The sequence below is a fragment of the Curvibacter sp. T50 genome (assembly GCF_057219955.1).
Map to the genome: position 1 here is coordinate 21,737 of NZ_JBXVVU010000007.1, position 13,033 is coordinate 34,769.

At 55.8% G+C, this 13,033-nt stretch carries 15 protein-coding genes; 11 read left to right on the plus strand and 4 right to left on the minus strand.

From position 1 onward, the window contains the following. Window position 1 precedes the first annotated feature (1 nt). The 8 genes from atpB to AC2EBU_RS16525 all read left to right on the plus strand — a co-directional run bounded on the left by atpB (window position 2) and on the right by AC2EBU_RS16525 (window position 6,696). Complete coding sequence (gene atpB, locus AC2EBU_RS16490) at window positions 2-850, plus strand: F0F1 ATP synthase subunit A (RefSeq protein WP_484611539.1); 849 nt, start codon at window positions 2-4, stop codon at window positions 848-850. Window positions 851-917: 67 nt separating this feature from the next. Beyond that, window positions 918-1,181, plus strand: coding sequence for a F0F1 ATP synthase subunit C (gene atpE / locus AC2EBU_RS16495; RefSeq protein ID WP_484611540.1), 264 nt, complete (start codon window positions 918-920; stop codon window positions 1,179-1,181). A 71-nt stretch (window positions 1,182-1,252) separates the two neighbouring features. Next, window positions 1,253-1,723 carry a F0F1 ATP synthase subunit B gene (locus AC2EBU_RS16500; RefSeq protein ID WP_484611541.1) on the plus strand — a complete coding sequence of 157 codons (471 nt, stop codon included), beginning with the start codon at window positions 1,253-1,255 and terminating at the stop codon, window positions 1,721-1,723. Window positions 1,724-1,730: 7 nt separating this feature from the next. Next, window positions 1,731-2,261: a F0F1 ATP synthase subunit delta gene (locus tag AC2EBU_RS16505; protein WP_484611542.1), complete on the plus strand. Its 531-nt coding sequence runs from the start codon at window positions 1,731-1,733 to the stop codon at window positions 2,259-2,261. A 59-nt stretch (window positions 2,262-2,320) separates the two neighbouring features. Further along, entirely contained in the window at window positions 2,321-3,874 is a 1,554-nt protein-coding gene (atpA, locus tag AC2EBU_RS16510; RefSeq protein WP_484611543.1) for a F0F1 ATP synthase subunit alpha, read from the plus strand. 18 nt (window positions 3,875-3,892) lie between these two features. Further along, window positions 3,893-4,771, plus strand: a complete 879-nt coding sequence (gene atpG, locus AC2EBU_RS16515) for a F0F1 ATP synthase subunit gamma (protein ID WP_484611544.1) — start codon at window positions 3,893-3,895, stop codon at window positions 4,769-4,771. Window positions 4,772-4,788: 17 nt separating this feature from the next. Further along, a complete protein-coding gene (atpD, locus tag AC2EBU_RS16520; RefSeq protein ID WP_484611545.1) occupies window positions 4,789-6,195 on the plus strand; it encodes a F0F1 ATP synthase subunit beta in 1,407 nt (468 codons plus the stop codon). Window positions 6,196-6,279: 84 nt separating this feature from the next. Further along, complete coding sequence (locus AC2EBU_RS16525) at window positions 6,280-6,696, plus strand: F0F1 ATP synthase subunit epsilon (RefSeq protein WP_484611546.1); 417 nt, start codon at window positions 6,280-6,282, stop codon at window positions 6,694-6,696. Window positions 6,697-6,765: 69 nt separating this feature from the next. Here the strand turns inward: AC2EBU_RS16525 and moaC are convergent, their stop codons facing one another. Beyond that, window positions 6,766-7,269 (minus strand): cyclic pyranopterin monophosphate synthase MoaC, encoded by a 504-nt coding sequence (moaC, locus tag AC2EBU_RS16530; RefSeq protein ID WP_484611547.1) that lies wholly within the window; start codon window positions 7,267-7,269, stop codon window positions 6,766-6,768. 163 nt (window positions 7,270-7,432) lie between these two features. Here moaC and AC2EBU_RS16535 point away from each other — a divergent pair, with 163 nt between their 5' ends. Beyond that, a complete protein-coding gene (locus tag AC2EBU_RS16535) occupies window positions 7,433-9,028 on the plus strand; it encodes a M48 family metalloprotease (RefSeq protein ID WP_484611548.1) in 1,596 nt (531 codons plus the stop codon). On the opposite strand, the gene AC2EBU_RS16540 is transcribed toward AC2EBU_RS16535, so the two are convergent. Beyond that, entirely contained in the window at window positions 9,005-9,355 is a 351-nt protein-coding gene (locus tag AC2EBU_RS16540; RefSeq protein ID WP_484611549.1) for a phage holin family protein, read from the minus strand. The two genes, AC2EBU_RS16535 and AC2EBU_RS16540, sit on opposite strands and share 24 nt — an antisense overlap. A gap of 95 nt (window positions 9,356-9,450) precedes the next feature. On the opposite strand from AC2EBU_RS16540, the gene AC2EBU_RS16545 reads away from it, so the two are divergent. After that, window positions 9,451-9,903 (plus strand): DUF3717 domain-containing protein, encoded by a 453-nt coding sequence (locus AC2EBU_RS16545; RefSeq protein WP_484611550.1) that lies wholly within the window; start codon window positions 9,451-9,453, stop codon window positions 9,901-9,903. Between the two features lie 73 nt (window positions 9,904-9,976). Here AC2EBU_RS16545 and AC2EBU_RS16550 read toward each other — a convergent pair whose 3' ends face one another. After that, window positions 9,977-10,537 carry a YaeQ family protein gene (locus AC2EBU_RS16550; RefSeq protein ID WP_484611551.1) on the minus strand — a complete coding sequence of 187 codons (561 nt, stop codon included), beginning with the start codon at window positions 10,535-10,537 and terminating at the stop codon, window positions 9,977-9,979. A gap of 66 nt (window positions 10,538-10,603) precedes the next feature. Beyond that, complete coding sequence (gene purB, locus AC2EBU_RS16555) at window positions 10,604-11,983, minus strand: adenylosuccinate lyase (RefSeq protein ID WP_484611552.1); 1,380 nt, start codon at window positions 11,981-11,983, stop codon at window positions 10,604-10,606. A 107-nt stretch (window positions 11,984-12,090) separates the two neighbouring features. On the opposite strand from purB, the gene AC2EBU_RS16560 reads away from it, so the two are divergent. Further along, the gene (locus tag AC2EBU_RS16560; protein ID WP_484611553.1) at window positions 12,091-12,708 is read left to right on the plus strand and encodes a glutathione S-transferase N-terminal domain-containing protein; all 618 of its coding nucleotides are present in this window, start codon (window positions 12,091-12,093) and stop codon (window positions 12,706-12,708) included. The last annotated feature ends 325 nt before the right edge of the window (window positions 12,709-13,033 follow it).

The following is a 13,033-nucleotide window of genomic DNA, read 5'->3' on the forward strand; positions in this document are numbered from 1 at the left end:
GATGGCATCTGGAACCGGACCGACGGCAGGCGAGTACATCGTCCATCACCTGCAGCATCTTCAGAACAAGGCACCGTCAGGTGTGGCTGATTTCAGTGTTTTCAACCTGGATTCCCTGTTCTTTTCCATCGTCTTGGGGGTGTTTGGCTGTTGGCTCCTTTGGCTGGCTGCCCGCAAGGCTACCTCGGGAGTGCCGGGGCGTTTCCAGGCTGCGGTCGAAATTCTGGTCGAGATGGTCGACTCGCAGGCAAAGGGCATTGTGCACAACGCCAACAGTCGAAAGATGGTGGCTCCGTTGGCACTGACGGTGTTCGTCTGGATTTTCCTGATGAATGCCATGGACTTGCTGCCAGTCGACTTGATTCCGGCGATTTGGCACAGCGCCGGGCCGGCCTTGGGTATGAAGGACTACATGCGCGTTGTGCCGACGGCCGACTTGTCCGTGACAATGGGTTTGTCTGTTGGGGTTTTGCTCGTCTGCATTTACTACAACATAAAAATCAAGGGGGCTGGCGGCTGGCTTCACGAGCTCTTCACAGCGCCGTTCGGGTCTCATCCGTTGCTTTGGCCATTCAACTTTCTCATGCAAATGATCGAGTTTGTTGCCAAGACGGTTTCTCATGGCATGCGGCTGTTCGGCAACATGTATGCTGGCGAGCTGATTTTCATGCTGATCGCCTTGATGGGTGGTGCTTGGTCGCTCTCGGCCACCGGTATCGGCTTGGCGATTGGTCACATAATTGCCGGGACAGCGTGGGCCATTTTTCACATCCTGATCATTACGCTGCAGGCTTTTGTGTTCATGATGCTGACGCTGGTGTATATCGGCCAGGCTCACGACGCCCATTGATCATCAATCAAGCGGGTTTCCCTTTTTCGTTTCCCTTTCTCGTCAACCAAGTCCTCTAGGAGTCATCATGGAAGTTATCAGTTTTGTCGCACTGGCCGCCGGTCTCATCATCGGTTTGGGCGCTATCGGTGCTTGTATCGGTATTGGCATCATGGGTAGCAAATACCTTGAGTCCGCTGCTCGTCAGCCTGAACTGATGGGTGAACTGCAGACCAAAATGTTTCTGCTGGCCGGTCTGATCGATGCTGCGTTCATTATCGGAACGGGTATCGCACTGTGGTTCGCGACGGCCAACCCGTTCCTGGCCCAGATTGCCAACCTGCCGAAGTAATCAGCCTGTAATCGGCCGACCCACGTCACTCCCCCGCCGACAATGGTCGCTGCGGGGAAAAGGATGAAAAAGTGAGCATTACCGGTACCCTCATCATTCAGATGATTGTGTTCGTGATCTTGGTCGCGTTCACAATGAAATATGTGTGGCCTCCCATAGCGGCAGCGTTGGATGAGCGCGCCAGCAAAATAGCCGACGGCCTCGCTGCCGCCGACAAGGCCAAATCCGAACTCTCAGCTGCTAATGCCCGCGTTGAGGCTGAGCTGTCAAAGTCGCGTGCGGAGACGGCGCAACGATTGGCAGATGCGGAGCGCCGTGCTCAGTCGATCATCGAAGAAGCCAAGACTCGTGCAAACGAGGAGGGCGGGAAGATCGTTGCCGCCGCCCGCGCCGAGGCCGAACAGCAGATGCTCAAGGCCCGCGAATCCTTACGTGAGCAGGTTGCCGTATTGGCTGTAAAGGGTGCCGAGCAGATTCTTCGCAAGGAAGTCAACCCCGACATCCATGCGGATCTGTTGGGGCGGCTGAAGGCGGAGCTGTGAGGTCGTCATGGCTGAACTAGCAACCATCGCGCGCCCCTATGCGGAAGCGCTATTCAAGGCGGCGGGTGCCGATCTCGATTCAACGGCAGCTTGGGTTGATGCCATCGCAGCTGTTGCGAGTGACCCCCAGCTCAAGCAGCTGATAGGTAACCCCCGTGTATCGGATTCGGAAATGGTGCAGCTGGTGGCTGGTGTTGTTCGCGCGCCGTTGCCAGACCTCGCAACCAACTTCCTGAAAACGGTTGTTGAGAATGGACGCTTGGCTGTCCTTCCTGAAATAGCTTCGCAATTTCGGGCGCTCAAAAACGGAAAGACGGGCACTTCCGATGCGGTGGTGTATAGCGCGTTTGCCATGACCGACGCGGCGCTGAGCGACGTGATGAGTGTGCTGGAGGCCCGGTTTGGGCGAAAGCTCAACATTTCCGTTGAAGTGGTGCCCGAGTTGATTGGCGGCATCCGAGTGGTGGTTGGTGACGAGGTGCTTGACACTTCGATCAAGGCACGGCTTGAGCAGATGAGAATGGCCCTCTCGGCCTGATTCGGTGGCCGGCGCTTTGTGTCGGCCCGTTGGCATTTTTAAGAAAGAAGGAAAGAGTCATGCAACTCAATCCCGCAGAAATTTCTGAACTGATCAAGAGTCGTATTGAAGGGCTGGCGGCGAGTGCGGACATTCGCAATCAGGGGACCGTTGTTGCGGTAACCGACGGTATCGTCCGCATCCATGGATTGTCCGACGTAATGCAGGGCGAAATGCTGGAATTCCCGGCCACCAAAGAGGGTGTGCCAACTTACGGATTGGCTCTCAATCTCGAGCGCGACTCCGTTGGTTCTGTGATTCTTGGCGAGTACGAGCATATTTCAGAGGGTGACACCGTTAAATGCACCGGTCGCATTCTCGAAGTCCCCGTCGGCCCGGAACTGATTGGCCGTGTGGTCAATGCACTGGGGCAGCCGATCGACGGAAAAGGTCCGATCGACGCCAAGATGACCGACGTCATCGAAAAAGTTGCGCCTGGCGTTATCGCGCGTAAATCTGTGGACCAGCCGGTCCAAACGGGTCTCAAGTGTCTGGACTCGATGGTCCCGGTAGGTCGGGGCCAGCGCGAGCTGATCATTGGTGACCGTCAAACAGGCAAGACGGCGGTCGCGATTGATGCCATCATCAATCAGAAGGGTCAGAACATGACCTGCGTGTACGTGGCTATCGGTCAAAAAGCCTCGTCCATTAAGAACGTTGTCCGCGCGCTGGAGCAGGCCGGGGCCATGGAGTACACCATCGTTGTGGCGGCCAGTGCTTCGGAATCGGCGGCAATGCAGTATGTCTCCGCCTATTCGGGCTGTACGATGGGCGAGTACTTCAGGGACCGGGGGCAGGACGCCCTGATCGTTTACGACGACCTCTCGAAGCAAGCCGTTGCTTACCGACAGGTCTCCTTGTTGCTTCGTCGTCCTCCCGGACGGGAAGCGTACCCCGGTGATGTGTTCTATTTGCACAGCCGCCTGTTGGAGCGCGCCGCTCGCGTGAATGCCGACTATGTGGAAGCATTTACCAAAGGTGAAGTAAAGGGCCAGACCGGCTCTCTGACGGCGTTGCCAATCATTGAAACGCAAGCGGGTGACGTGTCTGCGTTTGTGCCGACCAACGTGATTTCTATTACAGACGGACAGATCTTCCTGGAAACGTCTTTGTTCAACGCCGGCATTCGACCGGCTATCAACGCGGGTATCTCTGTCTCTCGCGTCGGTGGCGCGGCCCAGACTAAGCTGATCAAGTCCTTGTCTGGAGGCATCCGTACCGATTTGGCGCAGTATCGCGAATTGGCGGCTTTCGCTCAGTTCGCTTCTGATCTCGATGAGGCGACTCGCAAGCAGCTCGATCGAGGCGCACGCGTGACCGAGCTTCTGAAACAGCCCCAGTACAGTCCATTGCCTATCAGTCTCATGGCGGCTTCCCTCTACGCCGTCAACAAAGGGCATATGGATGATGTCGATGTCAAGAAGGTTCTCAGCTTTGAGTCGGGACTTCATGGCTACCTTAAGGACAAACATTCAGCCCTGCTATCCAAACTTGAGAATGAGCGCGCCATGGATAAGGATGCAGAAGCCGAATTGAGTGCCGCTATTTCGGCATTCAAGAAGAGCTTCGCTTAATCCTACGAGGAGCCACCCATGGCAGCAGGCAAGGAAATTCGCGGCAAGATCAAATCGGTTGAGAACACCAAGAAGATCACTAAGGCCATGGAAATGGTGGCCGCGTCCAAGATGCGCAAAGCGCAGGACCGCATGCGGGCCGCACGTCCCTATAGCGACAAAGTTCGAAGTATTGCCCTAAACCTCGGCAAGGCGAACCCGGAGTATGTCCACCCGTTCATGAAGAACAACGATGCCAAGGCGGCGGGGTTCATCGTTGTAACGACGGACAAAGGCCTTTGCGGTGGCATGAACACCAACATTCTGCGGGTTGTGACGAACAAGATTCGTGACCTGCAAAACGAAGGTGTACAGACTGAGGCGGTTGCGATTGGTAATAAGGGCTTCGGCTTCCTGAACCGGGTTGGGGCAAAGATAGTTTCGCAAGCGACTCAGCTTGGGGACACGCCGCACTTGGAGCGTCTTATTGGTCCCGTGAAAGTTCTGCTGGATGCCTATGCGGCAGGTAAGCTAAATGCGGTTTACCTCTCCTACACGCGCTTCATCAACACGATGAAGCAAGAACCCGTCGTAGAACAGTTGCTTCCGCTGTCCGCGTCGCGGATGGCAGCCAGTGGATCCGGCGAGCCGGCCGGTCCTGGTTGGGACTACATCTATGAGCCAGATGCCCAGACGGTAATTGATGAACTATTGGTCCGGTACGTCGAAGCACTGGTCTATCAGGCCGTTGCGGAGAATATGGCATCGGAGCAGTCAGCTCGAATGGTAGCCATGAAGGCTGCGACCGATAACGCTGGCAATGTCATCGCCGAACTGAAACTGGTCTACAACAAGACGCGCCAAGCGGCGATCACGAAAGAGCTTTCGGAGATCGTCGCGGGTGCCGCCGCCGTTTAATTTTTTTGGAGCAAAAAATGGCTCAAGTGCAAGGCAAGATTGTTCAATGTATCGGCGCCGTGGTGGACGTCGAATTCCCGCGCGACCAGATGCCCAAGATCTATGACGCGCTCAAGATGGACGGCTCAGCCCTGACGCTGGAAGTTCAGCAGCAGCTCGGGGATGGCATCGTGCGTACCATTGCTCTGGGTTCTTCCGACGGGCTGCGTCGCGGCAACATGGTCTACAACACCAATGAGCCCATCACCGTGCCAGTTGGCAAAGCAACTCTGGGCCGCATCATGGACGTTCTTGGGAACCCCATCGACGAGCGTGGCCCGGTGTCAGCCGACCTTTCGGCATCGATTCATCGCAAGGCACCTGCCTATGACGAACTCAGCCCGTCGCAGGAACTGCTGGAAACCGGTATCAAGGTGATCGACTTGGTTTGTCCGTTCGCCAAAGGCGGTAAGGTTGGCCTGTTCGGTGGTGCCGGTGTGGGCAAGACCGTCAACATGATGGAACTCATCAACAACATCGCCAAAGCGCACTCGGGTCTTTCCGTGTTTGCGGGGGTCGGTGAACGTACCCGTGAGGGCAACGACTTCTATCACGAGATGGCCGACTCGGGAGTTGTCAAACTGGACAACCTTTCTGAGTCCAAAGTTGCCATGGTTTATGGGCAGATGAACGAGCCTCCGGGCAACCGCTTGCGCGTTGCTCTGACAGGTCTCACTATCGCCGAGTCATTCCGAGACGAAGGTCGCGATGTGTTGTTCTTCGTGGACAACATTTATCGCTATACATTGGCGGGTACCGAGGTGTCAGCCTTGTTGGGCCGCATGCCTTCAGCGGTGGGTTATCAGCCGACTCTCGCTGAAGAAATGGGTCGTTTGCAAGAGCGCATTACGTCAACCAAAGTCGGTTCGATTACCTCGATTCAGGCTGTATATGTGCCCGCCGACGATTTGACTGACCCGTCACCCGCGACGACCTTTGCGCACCTGGATTCTACGGTTGTGCTTTCTCGCGACATTGCTGCACTGGGTATTTACCCCGCAGTGGATCCGCTGGACTCGACCAGCCGACAACTCGATCCTCTTGTCGTTGGTGAAGACCACTACAACACAGCACGGGCGGTTCAAGGAACGCTGCAACGCTATAAGGAGCTTCGAGACATCATCGCCATTCTGGGTATGGATGAGCTGGCTCCTGAAGACAAACTGGCGGTAGCGCGGGCGCGTAAAATTCAGCGTTTCCTGTCTCAGCCGTTCCACGTGGCAGAGGTGTTTACGGGTTCGCCTGGAAAATATGTCCCCCTGTCGGAAACAATCCGGGGTTTCAAGATGATTACGAACGGCGAATGCGACCATCTGCCAGAACAAGCGTTCTACATGGTGGGTAGCATTGACGAAGCGTTTGAGAAGGCCAAGAAGGTTGCGTGATAGTTGGTTTCGTCCCTGCCCGTCTTACGACAACCCAGGGACGCTGTAGGACCAGCCATTCCCCAAGCTTCAGCAGGAATTATCATGAATACAATCCACGTCCAAGTGGTCAGCGCGGAGGAATCGATTTTCTCTGGCGAAGCGCGATTCGTTGCACTACCCGGCGAATTGGGTGAATTGGGAATTTACCCCCGGCATACACCGCTGATTACCCGCATTAAACCGGGGTCAGTTCGCATTGAAACCGCCGACGGCGGTGAGGAATTCGTTTTCGTTGCGGGGGGGGTGCTCGAAGTGCAACCCGACTGTGTTACCGTCTTGTCCGACACCGCAATTCGCGGGAAAGATCTCGATGACGAAAAAGCCAATGAAGCACGTCAGGCAGCGGAAGAAGCGCTGAAGAACGCCAAGAGTGAAATCGACCTTGCTCGTGCGCAGTCGGAATTGGCTGTCTTGGCAGCCCAAATAACGGCCTTGCGCAAGTACCGTCAGAAGCGGTGATCGAAGAGCTCAGAGATCATACAAAGCTCTCCTGAATTTGAGCCTTCGCCGGTCCGGCGAGGGCTTTTTTTATTTGCTGGCTATAAAGGCGCCCGACTGACCGCCGTGCTTTTCAAGCAGTTGGACTTTCTGAATGATCATTGAACGATCGACAGCTTTGCACATGTCATAGATCGTCAACAGGGCGATCTGCACCGCTGTCAGTGCTTCCATTTCAACACCGGTAGGCCCAATTGTTTCGACTCGCGCAGTGCAGGTCACCTTTGCTTCTTGTTCGCCCTCAGGCAAAACGAAATCGACAGAAACCCGGGTCAATGCAAGCGGATGGCAAAGCGGAATCAGTTCACTTGCTCGCTTTGCCCCCATGATGCCTGCAATTCGCGCAACACCAATCACATCGCCTTTTTTTGCCGTTCCCTTGCGGATAAGAGCCAGAGTAGCAGGCTGCATGTAAATATCACCTTGGGCGACGGCGATACGATGGGAAGCCGCCTTTGCGCCAACGTCAACCATATGCGCATTGCCCAGGACGTCGAAATGCGTAAGGGATTTATCAGGAAAAGAAGAGGTCATAGCGGAGGGTTGAACTTAACATTTTGGAAACGCTGGCACAGCATGATAGCGACGCGGAGCCAAGGGACTTAGGATCAGATTCCGCAATCGTATGTCTCGGCGTGCTGCGGTACCCCTTGCAATCGGAAAGATACTCCCCCAAACCCAAAATCCGGAAAAGACGATGTCCCTGAACGCCCTTTCTCGGTCGCTCTTGGCGGGAGTTGCACTTGCCATGCTCCTTGGCATCTCGGGCAGGCAGGCTCACGCACAGTCAGCATCCGCTATTCCGAGCCTTGGGGGCGATATGATGGAAATTCGGACCGAACGAAAACTGGGCGACCGAATTGCTCGTGATCTCTACCGCGATCCGGACTTTATAGACGATGTCCTGTTGGAATATTACGTAGAGGCAATCTGGCGACGCCTGATTGAAGCAGCGCGACGCAGAGGCGATCTTCCGGAAGAACTCTACCGTGAATTTTCCTGGAAAATCCTCCTGGGAAAAGACCGAACCATCAATGCCTTCGCTTTGCCGGGGGGATATTTCGGCCTTCACTTGGGAATGATTGCAGCGATTGAAAGCAGCTCAGAATTAGCCGCGGTATTGGCACATGAGCTCGCTCATGCGTCACAACGCCATCTCTATCGCCTGACGGCACGCCAGGAACGACTTGCACCGTGGATGATCGGGGCCTTCATCCTGGGAACCATCGCTGCCAACCGGAACCCTGATGCCGCCAACGCCATCGTATTGGGTGGACAGGCAGCCGGCTTACAAACACAGCTCAACTTTTCCCGCGACATGGAGCGGGAAGCTGATCGCATCGCCCTCGGAATTCTGCAAGACGCCGGCTTTGCAACTGCAGGCATGGTCTCAATGTTTGAGAAGCTCCAGAGTGCCAACCAACTCAACGATTCGGGGGCGTTTCCCTACCTGCGCACCCATCCGCTGACAACTGACCGTATAGGGGACATGCGTGCCCGAATCGGAATATCGGGTAGCGGAGGGAAAAGGTTTGATCTCGAAGCAAGCTTGATGGCGACACGGGCTTCGATCCTCTCCCGAACCTACGCATCAAATACGAATCAACTCCCGCGGGTCGCACGGAACCAAGCAACCAACCCTAAGGAGCAACTGATCGTCCACCGGTATGGCACAGCACTTGAGGCGACACTGAGCGGTGAGCGGGACAACTCCGAACTGATCCTCCCGGAAATAGATGAGCAAGCCAGTGACAAAGATGAAAAAGCGTGGCTGATCAATCTCGTTTGGGCAGAACTTGACCTCAACGTCGGACGATACGCTGACGCCAACGAACGGCTAACTCGTCTAACCCGCATGCCCGAGCCCGGAAAGCGCCCCGTCCTGCTGTTGAAAATCCAAAGCATGTTGGGTAAGCAAACAGACGAAAGCCGAAAGCGCGCCCGAGAACTCCTTCGCCTGTGGTTAAGCGAACACGCAGATGATGCTGCGGCATGGCAGCTTATGGTGAAGACTCAAACAGAACTGAATGAGCCGATTGCTGCCATCCGAGCCGAAGCAGAAGTGCGAATGGCGAGATTGGACTACATCGGCGCATTGGACCGATACAAGGCCGCAATCCGGCTGAGCACGGAGTCCGAAACAGTACGCGTCGATCAGATCGAATTGGCGGTTGTCGAGACCCGAATGCGGGACGCTCAGGCCAAAATCGCCGAACAGGAAGCAGGCCAAAGCAGACCCTTCCGTTCACCCCAGAGCCACCTTCGGGCCCTAACGCCCGAACAACCGTTGTAGCGCGGAGTCGATCACAATACCCGAAACCGAATAGATCACAGAACCTACCAATGCAGCCCAAAAGCCCAGCACCACAAAGCCAGTGGTCAGCCCAGAAGCAGCCCAAAACAGCAGAGCATTGATAACGAAAAGAAACAGCCCTAAGCTGATCAGAGTAACCGGCAGTGTCAGTAGAACGAGGATCGGCCGAACCAGAGTGTTCAGCAGGCCAATCAGAAGCGCTGCGATCAGCGCCGAGCCAAACCCGCTCACCTGTACACCGGAATAAAAGTGCGCAACCAGCAACAGTGCGCAAGCATTGAGAATCCATTTGCTGAGAAGCTTCATAGGCAAAGAATAGCAGGGCCCGGGAAATGCGAGCCAGCAACCCCCAGACTCCAACCGACCGAGAATGTCGAAGTTCGCTCTCAAGGCCATTAAAGATGCACCCGGAACTCCAATCCCAACCGAACGACGTCATTTCCCTTGTTGATCTGGAGGCGGCCATCAACTTCTGGCGCTTGCGCGATCCGTCGATCGATGGTTGCACGCTCACACCGGCACTATCGGCATTGGCCGAAATCTATGCCCAAATGACTCTCAGCCGCGTACCGGTTGTCAACGTGGACACGGTAGAAGAGCCAGCACGTCAAGCATGGTTGACCTGGTATCACACGACCAGCGATACGCCGTGCATCGCCATCTGTTCAACCAGTCAAGGCGACGCTGTATGCAAGGGTTGTGGGCGGACAGAGATTGAGGTCCAGGCCTGGCCCGCTATGAGTCCGTACCAGAAAAGGGCGACCTGGCACCGAATAGAAAGCGAAGGAACCGCTTGGCGATTCAATCGTTATTCTGAGCGGATATTCAGGGTTGGGACAGATCCGCACATTTAACCCGGGGAACACAACTTCGGGCAGCACCAAAAGCCAGTCAAGAACGGAAAACCCCCCGGACCGCGCCTACCAATTACTTCCAGCGGATGCACTCAATGTCGATGTGTGTGTCTTTGTCCGACAGGCTCAAACTACCCTCCTGCACCGTGGCCTGCAAATGCATATTGCGCTGGGCCAGGCGTGCCAACGACTGTGAAGCCACGGCCGGCACCCGCCAAACCTGAAGCTTCTCCAGCCGTTCCAGCTTGTTTTCGATACCTCGCCACCAGACCTCAGCGGCATGGTGGAACGCGTACACCATGACCTGATCTGCCTTCTGGCAGGCTTTGGCCAGCGGTCGGTCTTCAGGCTGGCCGACCTCGATCCAAAGGCGCATTTGTCCGGTGTAATCTTCCAAGAAGAGATCGGGACTGTCGGGGTCCGAGAGGCCGGCCCCGAAAGCCAGCACTCCATCGCCGCCACAAATCGATTGCAACTGCCAGGAATTCAGTGCCAGCGCCACCAGCCGGACCATCATTCGCTCGTCGGTCTCGCTCGGATGGCGCGCCAACGTCAACGTTTGGTCTGCGTAGTACCCGTGGTCGATGTCAGCAATCCCCAGTTGCACTTTGAAAACGGTAGAGCGGAGTGCCATTTGCTATCAAATATATAGCTGTTGAGGACGCTTTTACGGTGGGTATAAGGCCAAAAAAGGCGAAAACTACACTCGCAATGCCAGTTCTGCTGCTTTACCGACATAATCCTGAGGAGTTAAAGCGAGAAGTCGCAATTTTTCTTCTTCTGGGATCGGTAGCGTCTTGATTAGTACGTGAAGGTCGCCGGCCGTCACCGTTTGACCTCGGGTGATTTCCTTGAGCTTCTCATAGGCACCCTCTACGCCGTAACGCCGCATCACCGTTTGAATGGGTTCGGCCAGCACTTCCCAGGCGTTGTTCAGATCGGCCCGCAGCGCTGCCTCATTGATCTGGAGTTTGTTCAGTCCAGTTAGTAGCGATTGGTATGCCAAACTGGCGTAACCCAAGGCTACGCCCATGTTCCGCAATACGGTCGAGTCCGTCAGGTCCCGTTGCCAGCGGGATATGGGCAGTTTCTCGGAGAGATGCCTTAGCAAGGCGTTGGCGAGGCCCAGGTTGCCCTCAGCGTTCTCGAAATCGATGGGGTTCACCTTGTGTGGCATGGTCGACGACCCGATCTCGCCTGCCCTGAGCTTCTGTTTGAAGTACCCGAGGCTGACATAGCCCCAGATATCGCGGGAAAGGTCGATAAGAATCGTGTTGGCCCGCGCCACCGCGTCGAACAGCTCAGCCATGTAGTCGTGAGGCTCGATCTGTATGCTGTAAGGCTGAAATGTGAGGCCGAGACCCATGGGTTCCGGCGTTTCAACAACCTTTCGAGCAAAGCGCTCCCAGTCGAATTCAGGCCACGCCGCCAAGTGGGCGTTGTAGTTGCCCACTGCGCCGTTCATCTTTCCCATCATCGGTACGTTGGCAATGCTCTTCCTCGCGACGGCCAGTCTGTGGGCCACGTTGGCCAGTTCCTTTCCGACGGTTGTCGGGCTGGCCGTTTGGCCGTGGGTGCGGCTGAGCATCGGAGTCTTCGCAAACTGATGGGCCATTTCTCGCAAACGGTGAATCACCGTGTCTAAACCAGGCAAGATGACCAGATCTCGTGCGGCACGTAGTTGCAGCGCATGGCTTGTGTTGTTGATGTCTTCGCTCGTGCAGGCGAAATGAACGAACTCGCTGGCTTTACTGAGTGCTGGCTGCTCGGCAATCTTGGCTTTGATCCAGTACTCCACGGCTTTCACATCGTGGTTCGTGGTTCCCTCAATGTCTTTGATCGCCAGCGCATCTTCCTGTGAGAACTGTTCGACAAGATCGAACAGAAAGGATCGTGCATCGGAGGGTAACGGCGGAAACTCGGCGAACCCGGCGTCTGACAGGTGAATCAACCAAGCGATTTCGACTTGGATGCGCCGGTGCATGTAGCCCTGTTCACTCATGATGGGGCGAAGAGCGGCCAATTTGGCCGAGTATCGGCCATCCAAAGGGGACAGTGCGGCAATGGGATGGGGAGTCATACACGAATTGTAGGTGTGGGGTGTTGTAGGCGCGCACCGCAGGACGGCCGCCCTTCCCCTAGAATGACCAAAATAGGCCTGAGATACAAGAAAGACAGAGAGGATTCATGAAACTGATCGGCTCCCTGACCAGTCCCTACGTGCGCAAGGTGCGTGTTGTGCTGGCCGAGAAGAAGTTGGATTGCCAGTTTGTTTCGGAAGACGTCTGGAATGCCCAGACACGTATTACTGATTCCAACCCCCTTGGCAAGGTGCCCTGCCTCATTATGGAAGGCGGTGAAGCAGTTTTTGACTCCCGTGTCATCGTTGAATACATGGATACGTTGTCTCCGGTGGGAAAGCTGATTCCGCCGACCGGGCGGGAGCGGGTCGAGGTGAAAACCTGGGAGGCACTGGCCGACGGCGTCATGGATGCGGCTGTGCTGGCCCGGTTGGAGGCGACATGGGATGGGCGCCGTCCTTCCGAAAGGTCTCAGGCGTGGATCGACCGGCAGATGGACAAGATTCACGGCGGTTTGCGGTCCATGAGCTTGGGCTTGGCAGACCGGGGCTACTGCAGCGGCATCCATCTGAGCCTTTCGGACATCGCGGTGGGTTGCGCTCTCGGCTACCTTGATTTCCGCTTCTCCCAGATTGACTGGCGTGGTCAGTATCCCAATCTTGAGCGCCTTCAGGACAAACTGATGTCGCGACCGAGCTTTCAGGAAACCATCCCGCCGACCTGACGCCGAGAGCAGGTCTTGCATTGTCCGGACGGGCCGTTCGGAGTATTTCCAACCGGACTGATTCTCCTTCTCGACCTCGCATAATTAGCGCGAGGTAGGGTCGGTAAGTCACTGTCGATCCTTGGGTTATGATCCGGCGCGTTTTGGGTGTGTGATTTTGGTCACACTTCCACCCTCCACGTAGCTTTCGACGTGTACTTTTTGTAACCGTTTTAACGGTTGACTTTAGACTCGGGCGCTAAGTTCGCGTGTGGCGGGCAAATGGTTTGTCTTCGGAGTACGGATTGAGTCGGGTGCAGACGGTGAGGAGTCGAACGGCTGAAGC